Origin of the sequence: Bacillus sp. FSL L8-0167, assembly GCF_038630295.1 — a bacterium.
Lineage (GTDB): Bacteria > Bacillota > Bacilli > Bacillales > Bacillaceae > Bacillus > Bacillus safensis.
In genome coordinates this window covers 1,615,840-1,634,294 of record NZ_CP152027.1, presented here as the reverse complement: position 1 = coordinate 1,634,294, position 18,455 = coordinate 1,615,840, and the positions used below count along the sequence as shown (strand labels likewise).

14 protein-coding genes are annotated in these 18,455 nt (G+C 41.5%); all 14 read right to left on the bottom strand.

All coding sequences use genetic code 11. The features are described from left to right. Positions 1 to 117 precede the first annotated feature (117 nt). The 14 genes from MHB66_RS08275 to asnB all read right to left on the bottom strand — a co-directional run bounded on the left by MHB66_RS08275 (position 118) and on the right by asnB (position 18,453). On the bottom strand, positions 118 to 3,234 hold the full coding sequence (locus MHB66_RS08275) for an MMPL family transporter (RefSeq protein WP_046311012.1): 3,117 nt from the start codon (positions 3,232 to 3,234) through the stop codon (positions 118 to 120). 311 nt (positions 3,235 to 3,545) lie between these two features. Next, entirely contained in the window at positions 3,546 to 4,778 is a 1,233-nt protein-coding gene (locus MHB66_RS08270; protein WP_170825840.1) for an MFS transporter, read from the bottom strand. 99 nt (positions 4,779 to 4,877) lie between these two features. Beyond that, entirely contained in the window at positions 4,878 to 5,603 is a 726-nt protein-coding gene (locus MHB66_RS08265; RefSeq protein ID WP_024424122.1) for a GntR family transcriptional regulator, read from the bottom strand. 163 nt (positions 5,604 to 5,766) lie between these two features. Further along, positions 5,767 to 8,142 carry a DNA translocase FtsK gene (locus MHB66_RS08260; RefSeq protein WP_046311010.1) on the bottom strand — a complete coding sequence of 792 codons (2,376 nt, stop codon included), beginning with the start codon at positions 8,140 to 8,142 and terminating at the stop codon, positions 5,767 to 5,769. A gap of 110 nt (positions 8,143 to 8,252) precedes the next feature. Continuing rightward, entirely contained in the window at positions 8,253 to 8,489 is a 237-nt protein-coding gene (locus MHB66_RS08255; protein ID WP_008344712.1) for a YlzJ-like family protein, read from the bottom strand. Next, positions 8,486 to 9,214 (bottom strand): ClpP family protease, encoded by a 729-nt coding sequence (locus tag MHB66_RS08250; protein WP_024424124.1) that lies wholly within the window; start codon positions 9,212 to 9,214, stop codon positions 8,486 to 8,488. Before MHB66_RS08250 ends, MHB66_RS08255 begins: the two co-directional genes overlap by 4 nt. Positions 9,215 to 9,333: 119 nt before the next feature. Then, positions 9,334 to 11,001 carry a ribonuclease J2 gene (gene rnjB / locus MHB66_RS08245; RefSeq protein ID WP_034281883.1) on the bottom strand — a complete coding sequence of 556 codons (1,668 nt, stop codon included), beginning with the start codon at positions 10,999 to 11,001 and terminating at the stop codon, positions 9,334 to 9,336. A 171-nt stretch (positions 11,002 to 11,172) separates the two neighbouring features. Continuing rightward, positions 11,173 to 12,039 (bottom strand): 4-hydroxy-tetrahydrodipicolinate synthase, encoded by an 867-nt coding sequence (gene dapA, locus MHB66_RS08240; RefSeq protein ID WP_024427012.1) that lies wholly within the window; start codon positions 12,037 to 12,039, stop codon positions 11,173 to 11,175. 30 nt (positions 12,040 to 12,069) lie between these two features. Next, positions 12,070 to 13,284 (bottom strand): aspartate kinase, encoded by a 1,215-nt coding sequence (gene dapG / locus MHB66_RS08235; protein WP_034281880.1) that lies wholly within the window; start codon positions 13,282 to 13,284, stop codon positions 12,070 to 12,072. Positions 13,285 to 13,376: 92 nt separating this feature from the next. Then, positions 13,377 to 14,396, bottom strand: coding sequence for an aspartate-semialdehyde dehydrogenase (gene asd, locus MHB66_RS08230; protein WP_024427010.1), 1,020 nt, complete (start codon positions 14,394 to 14,396; stop codon positions 13,377 to 13,379). Between the two features lie 139 nt (positions 14,397 to 14,535). Continuing rightward, positions 14,536 to 15,129 (bottom strand): dipicolinate synthase subunit B, encoded by a 594-nt coding sequence (gene dpaB, locus MHB66_RS08225; protein WP_046311007.1) that lies wholly within the window; start codon positions 15,127 to 15,129, stop codon positions 14,536 to 14,538. Next, positions 15,126 to 16,028, bottom strand: a complete 903-nt coding sequence (gene dpaA / locus MHB66_RS08220) for a dipicolinic acid synthetase subunit A (RefSeq protein WP_046311005.1) — start codon at positions 16,026 to 16,028, stop codon at positions 15,126 to 15,128. Before dpaA ends, dpaB begins: the two co-directional genes overlap by 4 nt. A gap of 122 nt (positions 16,029 to 16,150) precedes the next feature. Then, entirely contained in the window at positions 16,151 to 16,423 is a 273-nt protein-coding gene (locus tag MHB66_RS08215) for a YlmC/YmxH family sporulation protein (RefSeq protein WP_034281978.1), read from the bottom strand. 62 nt (positions 16,424 to 16,485) lie between these two features. Continuing rightward, the gene (gene asnB, locus MHB66_RS08210) at positions 16,486 to 18,453 is read right to left on the bottom strand and encodes an asparagine synthase (glutamine-hydrolyzing) (protein WP_080943448.1); all 1,968 of its coding nucleotides are present in this window, start codon (positions 18,451 to 18,453) and stop codon (positions 16,486 to 16,488) included. Between the last annotated feature and the right edge of the window lie 2 nt (positions 18,454 to 18,455).

Here is an 18,455-nt window from a genome sequence, read left to right as displayed (position 1 = left end):
TTATGTATTAGAACATGGCTGATATATACGTGAAACAGCCATTTAATAGACATTATATCAATCAGAGGAAAGGATAGGAAATAAAAACGCCTCTGCTCATAGCAGAGACGCCAGTCGTTATTTCATTCTAAACGGCCACCAATTCCATTTACCAAAAATACGAACCATGACCGGAATAAAGAGGGGCAATACAACAAAAGCATATAATAAAAGTCCAATGAGTACGACCGTTGCAATTTCAACAAGCGATAATACTCCTGATGGCAGCATAGCAGCGAACGTACCTGCTAAAATGGCCACTGCAGAAATAATGACAGAACCCATATTTCTCATCGCTGATATCATCGATGCTTGTACATGCTCTCCCTTCCATTCATTAAAACGATCCATGAGGAAGATGGAATAATCGATCCCGAGCGTCACAAGAATGACAAAGCTGAAAAATGGGACAGCCCAGCTGACACCATCGTAGCCAAAAAATGTTTTAAAGATCCATTCTGTTAAACCGATTGATGTAAAATACGTTAAAATCAGTGAAAGTGTTAAGTATATCGGCATGACGATTGACCGTAATAAAATAATTAAAATAATAAAAATACCAATTAACATGAAGATAACAGTTCGAATAAAGTCACCGTCAGACGTTTCTTTTAAGTCCACATTTAAGCTTGAGATACCAGATACCCCGTATTTGGCATTTTTGAGTCCACTTACAGGTAAATATTGATCAAGGGTTTCCTCAATTTTCGCGACACCTTTCATCGCTTCATTGCTGTATGGATTCACATTTAAGATGACTTCAAAAGTCGTTAATTTACGATCTGGAGACATATACGTATGAAAGATTTGCTTAAATTCTTGGCGTTTCAGCACTTCTTCTGGAATAAACCAGCCCGTTACTTCTTCATCTGGCGCTTGCTGAAGCTGCTTTAAGTAGCCGTCAGCCTCGGTGAAGCCGCTTTTGACCTGCTCAAGCCCTTCAATACTTTCATCTAATCCATCTGTTAATAACGTAAGTTTCGATGAAAGCTGGCTAAATCCTTTTTTGATGGCTTTTTGGCCTTCTGTCAGCTGATCTGCACCATCTTCGATTTTAGGCATTTCTTTAATCAATTGTTTTTGGCCCTCATTTGTTTGGTCAAGGCCGTCATAAATTTGATCAAGCCCGTCCATGAGCGCTTGCACTTGGCGTTTTACTTCTTTTTGCTTGCTTGATAAGGTTTGAATCACTTGATCTGCCTGCTTGATCTTTTGCTTAAAATGAGCGGCTTCCTCTTCATATACACTCATTTGATCCCCTGCTTGATCAAGCATTCCTTTTGTTTCTTTGAATACTTTCTTGATTTCTTTATATTCATCCATGTCTTTTACTTCTGGAAGACGATTTTCTAGTGCTTCAAATGATAGATTTTCATAGGATGCTTTTACTTTCTTAATGGTTGTCATCAGCTGCTGATTCGATTTTGCATGGCGTTCAAGTGTATTCACCACACGCTCTAGCTCTTGAATCATCGTTTCGCTGCTGCGATATTCTTGCTCTAATTCTTTTTTCGCTTTTTTGATTTTACTTCGAATGGTGCCGACGCCTTCCTTACTGCGTCTCACCCCATCTTCTAAAGAGATTAGCGATTCCCTGACTTCTCCGACACCGCTTTTGATTGCTTTTGTTCCATCAATCAGCTGGTCAATGCCTTGAGCGGATTCTTCAATTTTTGGTTTTTGTTTGAGAAGAGCGAGGTTTGTTTCGGTCAAGCCATCTGAAATTTTCCCGATTCCTTCATGGCCTTTGCCAAGTTCTCCTCCCAGCTCTTTCGCTTGAGAGGTGACATAAAGCTGGCTCAGCCCGTCCCCAACAGGACGCGTGACACTGCGGACTGTTTTGACTTCGTCAATGTCATTTAATTTACGAGTCAGTTTTTCAATCATGACAATCTTTTCTTGATTATCTAGCTTATCATCATTTTCGACAAGCACATTCAGCGGCAGCGCTTCACCAAAGCCAAATTGCTCTGATATCGTATTAAATGCAGACACCGACTCATATTTATTCCCAATTTCATTTAAACTGTTATAAGATAGGGTCCCGTCGTACATCAGAATAGGAGGTACCGTAATAAGAGCGACTAACCCTAAGCTGATCAGCGGCCTTTTAAATGAAAAACGCCCAGCCCATTCCCACATTTTACTTTGCGGGTGCCGAATGTTTTCTCTTTTAGATGGCCAGAATAGAGATTTTCCGAAAACAGACATAAAAAAGGGAACGATGGTGACAAGGGCAATCAGCAGAATGCCTACTCCAACGGCAACACTAACGGCTGATTGATACAATTGGAATTTAGCAAATCCAATACTTGAGAAGCCGACTAACACGGCTAAGCCGCTGAAAAATACCGTTTTCCCTGCACATTGATACGTGACGATAATCGACTCTTTGACATCACGGCCTTGACCGATCTCCTCTTTAAAACGGCTTAACAGCAGGATGCAATAATCCGTTCCGATACCGAACATAATGGCTACCATAAAAATCTGAGTAAAATTAGATAGAGGAAATTGTGTATATTCTACGAGAAAAGCCACAATACACCGGCTGACAGCGTAAGAAATGCCTATCGTAATGAGCGGAACAACAGGTGCCAATATCGATCTGAAAACAATAATTAAAATAAAGAAAATAAAAATCATCGTGATAAGTTCGGTTTTCTTCAGACCTTGTTGAGAGCTTTGAATGACATCTGAATCCACAAACTTTTGACCCGTTATTTCATATGAGACATGATAGTGCTTTAAAACTTCCTCAATTTGTTCTTTAATCTTCACAGCTTTTGTTTCGTAGTGGTCGAATTTGAATGGAACAAGAAGTGTACTTTTATCCTTTGATAAAAGTTGTTTTTGAATGTCCGGATCTACATGAAAATACGAAGTAATTCCGTCAATGTGGAGTTCTGGGGCATTTGACATGAGTGCAGCTAAAGCCTTTTTTAATTCCTGCTCTTTCGCAGGGAACAGATGTTGTTCGGAGAATACAAGCACACCTGTATCTTTCTTCCCGTTCTTATCTGACAGCTTATCCAATAGGTGAAGTGCTTCAGCTGTTGGTGTCCCCTCCGGAACCTTTAATTGCCCTTTTTCTCTTGTTAATTCCTCTAAATCGGGCGCAGTAATAAACAGAATCACAGCTGTTATCATCCACACCACTAATACAATCCATCTTGCTTTAATTATTTGCAACATAGCTGCTTCAAGCTCCTTCTACTTCTTCAATCAATTTGCTGTATGTGAGCGTGTCTGAAGTGCTGACTGCGTCTCCTTCAAATGGCAGGATGACCTATTCAATTGTCCTTTCGTGTTGAAGAAGCATATCTCCATCATCAGCACGCGAGCTCAATTTCTGCCTAAAGAAAGACAGAAAATGAATGTTTTTGAACACCTCCAATTTGGGATAATTTAAAAGATATTACTATACATTAGTTTAACTATCAAAATTTTACATGTCAATTTATAAAAAAGAAAAAAGATGGCAAAATACCATCTTTTTTCTATATTTAAACCGTTTTTAATTGTTCACTCTCATCCTCTTCATCTGGCTGGATGAAAAAGAGGACCAAAAATAGTGAGATGAGACTGCAAATGGTCGAGAGAATAAAAACAATGGAGTCCCCTTTATCCATTAGATAGGCAAAAATCGGAGGTCCTAAAGCAACACCGATAAAACGCATACTGCTATAAAATGACGTAATGGTACCGCACTGCTCTTTTTCAATTCCTTCTGTAATCAGCGCATCAAGTGCAGGCAGCACAATACCGATGCCCACTCCGCCAATGCTTAAACAGATAAACAATACGTAAAAGCTGTGATTCCACCATAAAAAAATATAAGAAAGTGATAACAAAGCCATCCCTACAATTAAAAAGATTCTCATTTTTCCTTTTTCTTTTCCAATCGTTTTTCCAGCAATGTAGGAACTGATTGATAGAAAAAGGAGCGGAATACTCAGCAAGAGCCCTTTTTTGACGCCCTTTATTTGATAAGCCGCCTCTAGGTTATCGGATAGGTAAAAAAGCACACCAAAAAGAAGAAACATAATAAAACCGCCAATAGCAAAAATGGCATAAAGCCAGCGTCCCTCATGCTTAAAAATGGTCTTTGTTGATTTTAAAAATTCTTTAAATGTAGGCGGGTCCTCCTCTTTTTTCGCCGACTCTACCATGAACAGTACCATGAGAAAGCTGATGATCGAAAAGAACGGGATGAACCAAAAAGGCACAAACCAAAACCATGAAGCAAGAAGTGCCCCAATAATAGGGCTTAGTACCTTACCTGCTGTATTAGAGGTTTCAATGGCGCCAAGTCCTGCACTGACCTCTTCATCATCATGAAACAAATCTCCAATAAACGGCATAACGACAGGTGCGGCTCCAGCTGAACCAATACCTTGAAGGACCCTTCCAAACAGAATCCACATATAAGGTTCTTTCATGATCGTTGAGGCGACTGCTGCCACAGCTCCTCCAAGTCCGGCGATTAAAAGACACGGCAGCAGTACCTTTTTCCGCCCAATCCGGTCTGATAAGTAACCGGCGATTGGAATACATAAGATGGCTACAACCGAATATACCGTAATAATGAGAGAGACTTGAAAGGAAGTAATCGAGAGTTTCTTTTCTATCTCTGGCAATACTGGTATTAACATCGAGTTCCCTAGTGTCATGATTAGAGGGACTGATGATAATGCAATGATATTCTTTTTACTGACTGTTTTCTCGCCCAACATCATTCACCCAATTCTATATACTGTTACGTATTAGTGTGGCAAGTTTGACGAGTATTATGTATGGGCAAACAAAAAGCAGACGCCTATGGAAGCGACTGCTTGTTAAAATCGTTTGCGTATGACATGAAAGCTGAATTTATCCGCTCGAAAATAATTGAGGGAGTATAAGACCGGCTGATCATCCTGATCATAGTGCATTTGTTTTAGTAATAATAACGCCGTTTCAGGGTCACAATCTAGAATCGGTGAGACCTGATCGTGGTAGCCAATTGGTTCAATGTCAGCAACTGCATATTTAATCCCGCTGTGCGGTTCTCTTCCAAACAGCTCAAAAAGAGACTCTTCTTCATGTGTAAAAGAAGCGGGAAGATGTTTGACCGGAATTTTATCTAAACAATAAACAACTGGCTGCCCATCTGCCGTTCGAACGCGTTCCATTGAAAAAATCCCATCAGATTTATCACACTGAAAACGAATGACATCATTCTCTGTTGGCTCCCCTTCTTGCGAGGATAAAAAGATGGTGCCAGGCGTCATATTGACCTGCTCAATCATTTTCGTGACACTTGTCAGCTGTTCTATGCCTGTCGAAAAAAGTGGTCTTGAATTGACGAAAGTCCCTACCCCATGCCTTCTAATTAAATACTTCTCTTCTTCTAATATACGAAGGGCCTCACGCAGTGTCGCTCTGCTCACACCTAAAAGTTTTGAGAGCTCAAACTCAGAAGGCAGCTTTTCTTTTTCGGCATATACACCTGTTTGAATATCTTCTTTTATACGGTCAATCACTTTCAAATATAAATGGCGATTGTCTGTTTTGGTCGACATGTTTTCCCTCCGTCTAATCAATGCAAATGATAAGATGAGAAATCTCTATTCCGAGATAAGTTGAACATAACTATATCATGTTTTTGCAAATAAATAAATAGTCTGACATCCAGTTAACATAATCATACTATCGTTTACTATTTTTCAGGAAAGCTCTCTTCAATTATGAAGAGAGCTCGTCATATTGTTCTTTTGAGAGAAGAACTTCTCTCGGTTTACTTCCTTCATATGGGCCTACCACGCCCCGCTCTTCCATTGCGTCAATGAGACGTGCCGCCCGGGTATAACCGATGCGGAATCTTCTTTGCAGCATAGAAACAGAAGCCGTCTGCATGCCGATAATCAATTCAACTGCTTCATCATACAGATCATCTTCCACAGCAGCAAGCTGATCCTGCGTTTCTTCGCTCGGAATCATTTCCTCTTGGTATTGAGCTTTTTGCTGTGTGATCACGTGATCCACAACATGCTCCACTTCTTCATCTGATAAAAAGGCGCCTTGCACACGAACCGGCTTGTTTGCACCAACAGGTAAAAACAGCATGTCCCCTCTGCCCAGCAGCTTTTCTGCGCCTCCCATATCAAGGATCGTCCTTGAATCGGTTTGAGAGGATACGCTAAAGGCAATGCGGGACGGGATGTTGGCTTTAATGACACCTGTAATGACATCGACAGAAGGTCTTTGGGTGGCGATAATCAAATGAATTCCCGCAGCACGAGCCATTTGAGAAAGTCTTGTAATGGAATCTTCCACATCAGAGGAAGCGACCATCATTAAATCTGCAAGCTCGTCTACTATGACAACAATATAAGGAAGCTCTGGCTGTTTAGCATCTTCTGTTTGATTCATACGTTTAATGTAATCATTGTATCCTTCAATATTTCTTGTCCCCGTATGCGAAAACAATTCATAGCGGCGTTCCATTTCGCTGACTACTTTTTTCAGTGCCTGCGAGGCTTTCTTAGGGTCAGTTACGACAGGAGCCAAAAGGTGCGGAATACCGTTATACACATTTAATTCAACCATTTTCGGATCAATCATCATCATTTTCACTTCATGAGGCTTCGCTCTCATGAGAATGCTTGTGATAATACCATTGATACACACACTTTTTCCGCTTCCAGTCGAACCTGCTACAAGCAAATGCGGCATTTTGTTCATTTCAGCAAGCACAGCTTCACCCGAGATATTACGGCCGAGTCCAATGAGGAGCTTAGCATTTGGACGGTCATTTTGCTTCGATTCTAATACCTCTTTTAATGAAACCATAGCAATTTCTGCATTCGGAACTTCGATGCCTATGGCTGATTTACCAGGAATCGGCGCCTCAATTCGAATATCCTTTGCTGCGAGCGCGAGGGCTAAATCATCACTTAGATTGACGATTTTGCTGACCTTCACACCAACATCTGGATATACTTCATATTTGGTCACAGCTGGACCTAAATGAACCTGTGTGACTTTTGCTTTCACACCAAAGCTTTGAAATGTTTTTTCAAGCTTTCTGGCATTTTCATAAATATTTTTCTTATCTGTTTGCTGACCTGAATGCTGGGGCTCTGCCAAAATATCAAGTGACGGCAATTCGTAATCTTTGTTTTCAAGTTCTGTAAATGTCATCGGCGGTGCCTCTTTTGGTTCATCGGCTGTATCTGATTGAACTGGTGCACTTTGCACAGAGTCCTGAAGAGGCGCTGTCTCTTTTGCCGCCTGCTTTTTTTGAACCGTCGGGGTGAGAATGTCATCTCTATCTGCAAAGCTTGAAATAATCGGCTGGCTATTATCAGAAGACGGCGTTTCCTCTTCGATCAAGATCAGATCATCCTCGTCTTCTTCTTCTTGAATGCGTGAACGTTTTTTCTTTTCACCTGTTTTCTGAGAGGACGCGCTCTTTTTCGCCTGCCTGATTCCTTTCATATCTTCAACAAACGCTTTCCACTGCTTCACCATAAATTGTGATAGAGGAATCGTCACTTTTTTCACCATTTCCTGAAGGGATCGGTTTGTAATCAGGACAATTCCAATCAGCATCAGAACAATCGCCATGATTTGCGAGCCTGCTTGTGCAAATAAGAAATAAGAAGCAGCAAACAATACGGCTCCGATCATGCCGCCCCCTAAATCAGGCGATCCTGTTTCACCTTTCATATCCATCAAGAAGAGCTCAAATGTATTTCTAATCACACTTTGAGAGCCAATGACACCAGCAGATGAAAGATGCTGAAAGAGCTTCACATGTGACAAAAGCAAGATACTCGCAATGATGCAGTAGAGACCTGCTTTTCTTCTTGTTAAAATATCTGGGATTTGTTTTTTCCAGAAAATCGTCACACCAAAAAGAAATAATCCGATAAGGCAGAGAATGAACCATTCACCTGCAAAAAATCGGAATAGATGTACAAAGGTTTGTCCAACAACGCCCAGCTGTAAAATGGCAATGATCGCTATGGCAATACAGACTAACCCATTTAATTCATATTTCAGTTTTAGCTGTTTATTTTGTTTTTTTCTCATTTTCCGTTTTCTCTTTTTAGCCATACTCATCACCTTACTACGAAAGAAAATATAACCTACCGAAAGATCAGAAAGAAAGCAGCCTGGTTTTGGCTGCATCTTGTTGTAAGTTTTCCCTTTATTATAGCATAGAATCATTCATATGAGTCGGTTTGATTGGTGCCTAAATGTAACTTCAATCGCTTGCCTGGTGCAAGCTCTTGATTGAGAAAATCCATTGGATTGGTGCTCATGACTTGAACAATTTCTGCTTCATCTTCTTTCATTTCAACCATCACTGGCACACCTTGAATGTTTACCTGCTGGAGCTTGCGTTCTCCCTGTTCCTCAGCGTAAATGGCTTCATATGGCATAGGCGTATATAAAATCATTGGATCAGCCCCTCGTTTTGAGATGCCCTGTCTCCGATAAGTTCGTTCAACTTTTTAATCGCTTGTCCTACACCGCCCACTTCATTCATGAGTCCGTATTCTGCTGCCTCATGACCAACGACATTTGTTCCGATGTCTCTTGTCAAATTGCCCTTTGAGAACATGAGCTCTTTAAACTTCTCTTCTGTAATGTTGGAGTGGCTTGTGACAAAGTTAATGACTCTTTCCTGCATTTTATCTAAGTATTCAAAGGTTTGCGGAACGCCAATCACAAGACCTGTTAATCGCACAGGATGAATGGTCATTGTGGCTGTTTCTGCAATATACGAATAGTCACACGATACAGCAATCGGGACACCTATCGAGTGGCCGCCGCCAAGCACAATCGAGACAGTTGGTTTCGATAAAGAAGCAAGCATTTCTGCAATCGCGAGTCCCGCTTCAACATCTCCTCCTACTGTATTTAAGATGATCAGAAGACCTTCTATTTTCGGGTTTTGTTCAACAGCTACGATTTGTGGAATGACATGTTCGTATTTGGTTGTTTTATTTTGCGGTGGAAGCTGCATGTGGCCTTCAATTTGTCCAATAATGGTGAGGCAATGGATATTTGTATCTTGCGGCAGCTGCGGAACGGCTGTTTCACCAAGCTGCTGTATTTTGCTCATAATGCTGTCTTTTTCTTCTGGCTTTCGCTCAGGCTGCTGTTCATTCTTTTCGTCCATTTGTCTCCATCCTTTCCTCAAACTCTTCTCCTATTATGAACAAATAGGGCATATTCCATCCGCATTCCTCATGCCACATCTAAAAAGCCCAAAGAGCTTATGCTCCTTGGGCTTTATCATCACACTTCCATAATAATTGGAATGATCATCGGCTTACGTTTTGTTTTTTCATATAGGAATTGATTTAGCACATCGCGCATGGATTGTTTCAATGTTGACCATTCAACAATTGAGTTTTCCGTTTGCTCTTTGACAATCTCTTTGACCATTTCTGTTGCTTTCACAATCAGCTCTTCGGATTCTCTTACATAGACAAATCCTCTTGTGATGATTTCAGGTCCAGAAATTAATTGTTTCTTTTGTTTATCGAGCGTAATGACAACAATCAAGATACCGTCTTGAGACAATAGACGTCTATCGCGTAACACGATGTTTCCGATATCACCAACGCCAAGACCATCGATCAAAATGTTTCCTTGATGAACTTTTTCACCGATTTTGACGTTCTGTCCTCTAAACTCAACAACATCTCCTTTATCAATCAAGAAAATGTCACTGCGTTTCATACCTACTTCTTCAGCAATACGAGAATGTGCTTTTTGCATACGATATTCGCCATTCACCGGAATTAAATACTTCGGTTTTAGTAAGTTCAGCATCAGCTTTAACTCTTCTTGGCACCCATGTCCAGATACATGTACACGTTTTTGCGCAAAAATGACTTGTGCTCCGCTCCTTGTAAGGAAATCCACTGTTTTAGAGTATGTGAGTTCTTGTCCAGGAAGAGGTGTAGATGCAATCACAACCGTGTCATCTTTTTCAATATGAAGCTGTTTGTGATTTTGCTTCGCCATTTTTGTTAAAGCAGCAAGCGGCTCTCCGTGGCTTCCAGCGGTCAGGATGACCACGTCGTTTTTCGCCATTTTCTTCACTTCTTGAACGGGTACAAATAATTCTTCGTCTGCTGTAACATAACCAAGCTTGATCGCCAGCTGAAGGGTTGTCATCATATTCTTCCCTGCAACGGCAAGCTTACGGCCATTTTGATTTGTTGCATTAATGATCTGCTGCACGCGGTTAATATTAGATGAAGACACAGCAACAATCACACGATTTTCAGCATTGTACATCGCATTTGAGATTTCGTCTTGGACGAGCGCCTCAGAAGGTGTATAGCCTGGTTTTTCCGCATTTGCACTGTCTGAAAGTAGTGCTAAAACGCCGTTGTTTCCAATTTTCGCAATCTCTCCGATGTCACAGGCTTGGTTAAGCGCTGGGGTTTGATCAAATTTAAAATCACCTGTGCATACGATTGAACCAAGAGAGGTTTTGAAGCTGATCCCAACTGAATCAGGAATGCTGTGATTCGTTCTAAAGAACGATACTTTTGTTGTTTCAAAAGTAATAACTGATTTTGCATGTACCTCACGCAAATCAGCTTTTTGATTGAAGCCATACTGCTTTAATTTTTCTCGAAGTAACGCAAGGGTCAGCTTCGTTCCGTAGACTGGTACAGACAATTTGCTCAAGCAATGGAATACGCCTCCGATTGCTTCATCATGTCCGTGGGTAAGAAAAATTGCTTTCACCCGATCAGCACGCTCTGTTAAATAAGAGATATCAGGAATGACGACGTCAATGCCCAGCATTTCATTTTCTGGATGCATTAAACCTGCATCTACTACATATATGTCCGAATCAATCTCAATGACATATAGGTTTTTTCCGATTTCTCCAACGCCTCCGAGTGCAATAATTCTTACGTTCTCTGTATTTTTCTTTTTCAAAATTCTTATCCTCCTAGTCTCAAGCCCGTCCATCATCGCTTAATGCTATTATAACTGAATCTAATTTTAGAAAACAAGATGAAGTCACATTTTAAGAAAGTGTTTATGTATAAAAAACGGTCATACTCAGGGACATCTGAGAATGACCGCTTACGAAATCTTTTGTTTTGATCAGCTGTTTAAAACGCTGCTTAAATCCAGTCTCTCTTCTTCTGACAAAGGCAAAAGCGGAAGACGAACAGATCCGACATCTAGTCCTTTCAGCTGAAGGGCTGTTTTGACAGGTGTTGGATTTGGCGCTGAGAAAAGCTGTTTCATGATTGGAAGCAGCTTTTGATGGATCAAAGCTGCATTCGCTGTCTGGCCTGAAGCATAGCTTTTCAGCATTTGCTGCATATCCAGCCCTACGATATGAGACGCAACCGAGACAACTCCTTTTGCACCAACAGATACAGCCGGAAGTGTTAAACTGTCGTCCCCTGAATATACGTCGAAATCTTCTGGCGTCTCTGCAATGATTTTTGTCATGGCATCAAGATCGCCGCTTGCTTCTTTGATGGCAACAATGTTAGGTATTTGCGCAAGCTTAATCGTTGTTTCTGGTGCTAATGACGCAGCCGTTCTTCCTGGTACATTGTAAAGCATGACAGGAAGAGATGTAGACTCGGCAATGGCTTTAAAGTGTGCATACATGCCTTCCTGTGATGGCTTGTTGTAATAAGGTACGACAAGCATCACTGCATCAACGCCCGCTTCTTCTGCTTTTTTCGTTAGTTTGATAGACGCATTTGTATTATTACTGCCTGTTCCTGCAATGATTTTACAACGACCATTTGCTAATTTGACCGATTGCTGAAAAAGAGCGACTTTTTCTTCATTCGATAAAGTTGGCGATTCGCCTGTTGTCCCTGCAACGACTAAGGAGTCACTGCCGTTTTTTAACAAGTAATCAATGAGAATTGATAGCTTTTGGAAATCGATGTTGCCCTTTTTATCAAAAGGTGTAATCATAGCTGTTGCGATATTTCCGAAATTCATTTTTTTCACCTCATCATGATTCAATCACATTTATCTTGAAAGTTCAAACACTTCATGCAGGGCATTGACAGCCGCTCTCATGTTTTCTTCGTTCACTAACACCCAAATGGTCGTATGACTGTCAGCCGATTGTAAAATCGGAATGTTTTGCTCGGATAGAGCCGTTACAATTTTAGATGTGACACCTGGTACACCCATAATGCCTGCGCCAACAGCTGATACTTTCGCACAATTTGTTGTCACAATTGGTGTATAGCCAAGATCTTTTAGGATCGACGTTGCCTTTTCAGTCATTGCACCTGTCACTGTATACACAATTTCACTCGGTGTGATATTGAAGAAGTCGACACTGATTTGTGCGTTTGCCATTGCTTTGAAGACCTCTGTTTGTACGCTGTACTGACCTTCTTTTGCAGGGACTTTGATTTGTGTCACATCATTGACATGTGCAATACCCGTAATGAGGCGGTCATACACATCATGGCTCATTTTATCTGAGTAGTGTGATGTAACGAGCGTGCCCTCATCATCAGAGTATGTTGAACGGACCCTCATTGGTACTTTTGCCTGCATCGCAATTTCAACAGCTCGCGGGTGAATGACTTTTGCCCCTTGATATGCGAGGTTGCAAATTTCCGTATATGTCACGACTCTCAGCGGTTTTGCATTTTCAACAATGCGGGGATCTGCTGTCATAACGCCTTCTACATCTGTAAAAATATCAATAAAGTCTGCCTGCAATGCAGCGCCTAAAGCTGCTGCGGACGTATCACTGCCACCTCGTCCGATTGTTGTCACGTCTCCATTTTTCGCCGCTCCCTGGAACCCAGCGACAACGACAACATCATGTTCAGACAGTGCTGCTTCCAGACGTTCGCACTTCATGTCAATAATTTTCGCACTTGTATGCTCCTTATCAGTCACAAAGCCCGCCTGAGCTCCAGTCATCGCTACAGCCTTTAGACCGTTTTCATTCAGCATACTTGAAAACACAACAGCTGAGATATTCTCCCCGCAGGAAACAAGCAAGTCTTTTTCTCTGTTTGTCATATGCTGCGCGCTGCCGTAAAGCAGACCGAGCAGCGTATCTGTCGCATAGGGATCGCCTTTTCGTCCCATTGCAGAAACGACAACAACCGACTTATAGCCTTTCTCTTTTGCAGATAAGATATGTGCAAGTGCCCTTTTTCTACCTTGATCATCTTTGACAGATGTACCGCCAAATTTTTGGACAATTATTTTCACTGTTTTCACTCCAAGTTCATTCTGACGTAACAGAAGAGAGCAGGCGAAAGATGCCTAACTCTCTTCTGTTCGTCCTCATCATCCATTGAATGTTAAACTAATTTTAATGCTTTTAAGCTTTCTGCAATTTGAACAGAGTTCCATGCAGCGCCTTTAAGCAGGTTATCAGATACAATCCACATATGGAACCCGTTTGGACGGTCCAAATCTTTCCGAATGCGGCCGACAAATACGTCGTTTTTCCCAACAGCATCTGCTGGCATTGGATAAATTTGCTGAGACGGATCATCTTGCAGCGTAATTCCTGGTGCATCTTTTAGAATTGATTTGAGGTCTTCCACTGTTGCATCATTTGATTCTAGTTCGACGTAGACAGATTCTGAATGACCTGTTTCAATTGGAAGCCTTACGCATGTTGCCGCTACTTCCAGCTCAGGCATATGCATGATTTTTTTCGTTTCGTTGATCATTTTCATTTCTTCGAATGTATAACCGTTGTCTTGGAATTTATCAATTTGCGGAATCGCATTAAATGCAATTTGATAAGGCATGACTTCTGGTGTTACATCCTCTTTATTTAAAATGGCTTGTGATTGGCTGTATAGTTCGTCAATGGCTTCATGTCCCGCACCTGATACTGCTTGATACGTAGAGACAATGACTTTTTTCATTCCATATGCCTGACGAAGCGGTTCTAATGCCGCTACCATTTGAATCGTTGAACAGTTAGGGTTTGCAATGATCCCTTGATGATCATGCAAATCTTTTTCGTTTACCTCTGGTACGACAAGAGGGATGTTTTCGTCCATACGAAAAGCACTTGTGTTGTCAACAACAATCGCACCTCGTTTGACTGCTTCAGGAGCCAGCGCTTTAGAAACATTTCCTCCAGCACTGAATAATGCAATGTTCACTCCTTCAAAGCTTTCAGGTGTTGCTTCCTGAACAGTGTACTCTTGACCTCTGAATGTCACTTTTGTTCCAGCAGAACGTTTTGAGGATAGTAGAGTAAGTGTATCCATTTCAAAATCTCTGTCAGCTAGTGTTTTTAACATTTGTTGACCGACAGCTCCAGTCGCTCCAACTACAGCTACATGCAATCCTCTTCCCATCAGTAAAACTCCTTCCGACCCATCCATGATTCTTTTCTTTCGGATGGCCATCCTATGACTTTTTACATTTTATTTTACCATAGAAAAGCAAGGCTTGAAGCATCTTTTTTGAATCTTTCATGATTTTCTAGTGAATCTATTATTCGTTTGGTCCAATTAAAATTGGCTGAATTTGTCTATGCTGGAGTGCCTCTTCTACTGTTTGAGTTAGCAGATTCATGTTCGCGACCATAGAGGTCGGTTTTTTGAATGGATCATCCTGACCAAACGGAATAAAGAAAATATTCTTTGTCGACATGAGCCTCATCAGATTTGTACCATTTAAACCTAACGCATCATTTGTTGAGATTCCTAAAACGACAGGTCGATGATTCCGTATGGTTGCTTTAGCAGCCATTAAAACAGGACTGTCTGTCATGGCATTTGCAAATTTCGCCATCGAGTTTCCAGTTAAAGGAGCAATGACCATACAATCAAGCGGCAGCTTAGGCCCGAGCGGCTCTGCTTTCACGATTGAGTCAATCGCTTGAAATCCAGTCAGCTTCTCAATCCGCTCGATCCACTCGGCTCCATCTCCAAATCTCGTATTCGTACTCTGCACCGTGTACGACACCACTGGACGCACCTCTGCCCCTTCTTTTACAAGCGCTTCGATTTGCGGAAAAACAGCCTCATACGTACAGTGGGAACCTGTTAAACCAAAGCCGATTCTTTTCCCTTTTAATGTTGTCATGATTCCATCCCCCTTTTTTCCTCCGCAAGTTCACATAAAAGCCCGGAAAGCACTTTTGCAATGATTTGTCCTGCTGTTTTTGGTGCAACAATCCCCGGGAGTCCTGGTGCAAGAAGTGCCTTCACTCCGTGCTTTTGTGCAAAGTCAAAGTCTGTTCCGCCTGGACGGGAGGCGATATCCAAAATGAGTGTCTTTGGTGTCATGCTGACGATGACAGATGAATCTAATACGAGACTTGGAATGGTATTGATGATAATATCAACATCCGTTACTTCCTCTTTTAACTGGTCCATTGAAAATGGATGAAGACCCATCTCAAAGGCCCGCGCTAAATGTGCTGTGTCTGCCGCCCCTACTTTTACGTCTGCCCCTAGTGCCCGAAATGTGCGGGCAATGGTGAGTCCTGTTCTTCCAAGTCCGAGGACTGCGACATGAGACCCGTGAATCGTATAGTCCGTTTGCTGAATGGCCATCATGATAATTCCTTCAACTGTTGGAATAGAGTTATATATGGCAATATCATCTCGCTCAAACAGCTTCACAAGCTTCCGGTTCACCTGCTTTGCCAGATTGTCTAAGTACGTATTTGAAATACCTGAGTACAAGGTACAATGGGCAGGGGTTCTTTCTAAATATTTAGCTTCCAGCAAGACCTGCTCGTTTGAAAAAACTGTAGCAACAGCGCCTTCATCCGTTGTCCCAGATACTGGCAGGATCATACTGTCTACTTGTTCGAATGGAAGTTCAGACATTTTCAGCTTTTCAGCACCGATAAATCCATGATCCAGCTGGTCAAATCCAACCAAAAATACTTTGGCATGCTGCTGTGACAACTTGCGAATAATTTCAAGCTGCCTTGCATCTCCCCCGATCACCGCAACCGTTAAACCGCTCAACATACTGACCGTTCACCTTCTTTATTTAAAAAAGTCTGTAATATTTTCTGAATCTCCCTTTCAGCATATGAGGAGAGGATTCAGCCTGTGAACAAATCAGAGAGAGAAAAGAAAAAGAGCACCCATTATTGCGGGTGCTCTTTTTCTCCGTGCAGCTGAAGTTCTTCAGGCACATCGAGAATGATCATATCTGATCCTATTTTTTGAATGTGATTCCACGGGACGCGGATGTCATTTCCTTGTTTTCGAAAGCCAAACCACTTCACGGAAGGTATAATGAGTGCTGTAATTTGACCGTCCTGTTCATTGATTTCAAGGTCAGTTTGTCCAAGCACGCCAAGCCGCTCCGCTCTTTTAATATCGACGATCTCTTTTCCCGACAGTTCACTCAGCCTCAAAATCGCATCACTTCCCTTCCGTATCATATATGCAGCAGGCAAGAGAAATAGACCGGATCTCTTTAATGACTAGTTTGGAGAGGAAGCCGAGCCTCTTTCATGTAGTGATCATGCCATAATTCCAAGTTGTAAAGCATCCAGACTTTTTGATCCGCTCCATTTTTGTTTTTCTGATTCGAATGATTTCGTAAAAATTGCTCTAGCGGCTTTCTTTGAAACAGTTCTGTTGCAAAGCTTTGTTGATCAAGAAGCTTCTCTTCGATTTCTTTCATCCTTTTGCTCATCCAATGATACACAGGAACCGGAAAACCCATTTTTCTTCTATATAATATACGCTTATCCACCGTTTGCTCCATTGTCTTTTTCAACATATATTTCGGAATGTCTTGTACCTCACTTGTTTTGAGACTCGACTGAAAAAAGGCTTGCAGCCTGCTAGGCAGTCCTTTATAAGGAAGCTTATATTTGAAGGGCATGTCATTGACAAATTGGATGATGCGATGATCAAGAAATGGAACACGCGCTTCTAGTCCATGTGACATCGTCATCATATCCAGCCGGTCTAACAGATTGGGTAAATGAATCTGCTGAAATAAATAGAGCAGTTTATTTTCATAAGACTCCCCCTCCATCTTTTGAAAACAATGGGCAATAAACTGGTTCATGTGCGAGTCAGGAGGATCAATTGAATCAGCGTGACGACTTAAAAGCAGCTCTTTTTCGCCAGCAGTAAACCATGCATACCTTTTTTTGTAATGATCCATCTCACCTTCAAGGTGGATCATTTGATGGACCTCGTGCTGAAAGGATGGTTCAAATAATACCTTAGAAAGGATGGAGGACAGTTTTCTGTTTTTTTGAAGCCATAAAATTTTCCGCCAATCTGCTGGACTCCTAAAGACACGTCCATAACCTGCAAACAATTCATCCGCTCCTTCACCACATAAAACAACCGTCACGTGCTTTTTTGCTTCCCGTGACATATGGTAAAAAGCGACTTCATGAGGAATAGAAAGAGGATGATCTCTTCGCTTCACAACTTCAGGCAGTAATTGAAAGTACTCTTCTTCACTCATTCGATGTGAGTGAAGCTTGACATTGTATTGATCTGCCGCGAGTTTGGCATAACTTTCTTCAGAAAAGCCTTCCTCTTCAAAGCTGGTCGAAAAACAATGAATATTCTCGTTTTTGTATTTGGACATCAAAGCGACAATCGAAGTCGAATCCACTCCCCCGCTCAAAAAAGCTCCCACAGGCACATCAGACATCATCTGTTTTTGCACACTATCTTGAATTAATTCAAACAATTCCTTTTGATAATAACGTTCTCCCCGATCGATCCCATCAGCCGGAAGCGGATATTGCCAGTAGGCCTCTTTTGTTATGCCTGTTTCATCTATTCTCAAGATAACACCTGGGGGTAATTTTTGAATTCCTTGAAAAAAAGTCTGCTCTCCGATCGAATAACGGAAGGATAAATAACTAAGAACAGCCTCCGGCTCAATAGCAGTTTTTATGTCAGGATGCTGAAAAAGAGCCTTCATTTCCGATCCAAAAATAAGCCCTCCCCGGCATTCTGAAACATACAGCGGTTTGATCCCAGACCGGTCTCTAAACAAATAAAGTGCTTTCTTCTTTTTATCCCATATCGCAGCTGCAAACATTCCGTTTAATTGCTCAACAAAGGAAATTCCGTATTCTTCATAACCATGAACAAGTACTTCTGTATCTGTCTGCGTACGAAACAAATGGCCTTTATTCCATAATTTCTCTCTTAAATCTTTGAAATTATAAATCTCACCATTTAGAATCACACAGATAGAATCATCTTCATTTGTTATTGGCTGCGGTCCAGATTGAATATCAATAATGGAAAGCCGCGTATGAACCAAACCAACTGAGTCATCTTGATATACACCACTATCATCAGGTCCACGCACAGCAAGGGCGTTTTTCATCTTCAGTAAGATGTGAGGATCTAGTGGTGCTTGGTTAAAATGACAATAACCTGCAATGCCGCACATAGACATGG

What these genes read in the sequence shown, in the direction of transcription:
- MHB66_RS08270 (WP_170825840.1), bottom strand. Translation starts at nt 4,778, where the DNA reads ATGATGTTGGGCGAGAAAACAGTCAGTAAAAAGAATATCATTGCATTA.
- MHB66_RS08265 (WP_024424122.1), bottom strand. Translation starts at nt 5,603, where the DNA reads ATGTCGACCAAAACAGACAATCGCCATTTATATTTGAAAGTGATTGAC.
- asd (WP_024427010.1), bottom strand. Translation starts at nt 14,396, where the DNA reads ATGGGAAGAGGATTGCATGTAGCTGTAGTTGGAGCGACTGGAGCTGTC.
- MHB66_RS08260 (WP_046311010.1), bottom strand. Translation starts at nt 8,142, where the DNA reads ATGGCTAAAAAGAGAAAACGGAAAATGAGAAAAAAACAAAATAAACAG.
- MHB66_RS08275 (WP_046311012.1), bottom strand. Translation starts at nt 3,234, where the DNA reads ATGTTGCAAATAATTAAAGCAAGATGGATTGTATTAGTGGTGTGGATG.
- MHB66_RS08255 (WP_008344712.1), bottom strand. Translation starts at nt 8,489, where the DNA reads ATGATTTTATATACGCCTATGCCATATGAAGCCATTTACGCTGAGGAA.
- asnB (WP_080943448.1), bottom strand. Translation starts at nt 18,453, where the DNA reads ATGTCTATGTGCGGCATTGCAGGTTATTGTCATTTTAACCAAGCACCA.
- dpaA (WP_046311005.1), bottom strand. Translation starts at nt 16,028, where the DNA reads ATGTTGAGCGGTTTAACGGTTGCGGTGATCGGGGGAGATGCAAGGCAG.
- dapA (WP_024427012.1), bottom strand. Translation starts at nt 12,039, where the DNA reads ATGAATTTCGGAAATATCGCAACAGCTATGATTACACCTTTTGATAAA.
- MHB66_RS08250 (WP_024424124.1), bottom strand. Translation starts at nt 9,214, where the DNA reads ATGGACGAAAAGAATGAACAGCAGCCTGAGCGAAAGCCAGAAGAAAAA.
- dpaB (WP_046311007.1), bottom strand. Translation starts at nt 15,129, where the DNA reads ATGACAACATTAAAAGGGAAAAGAATCGGCTTTGGTTTAACAGGTTCC.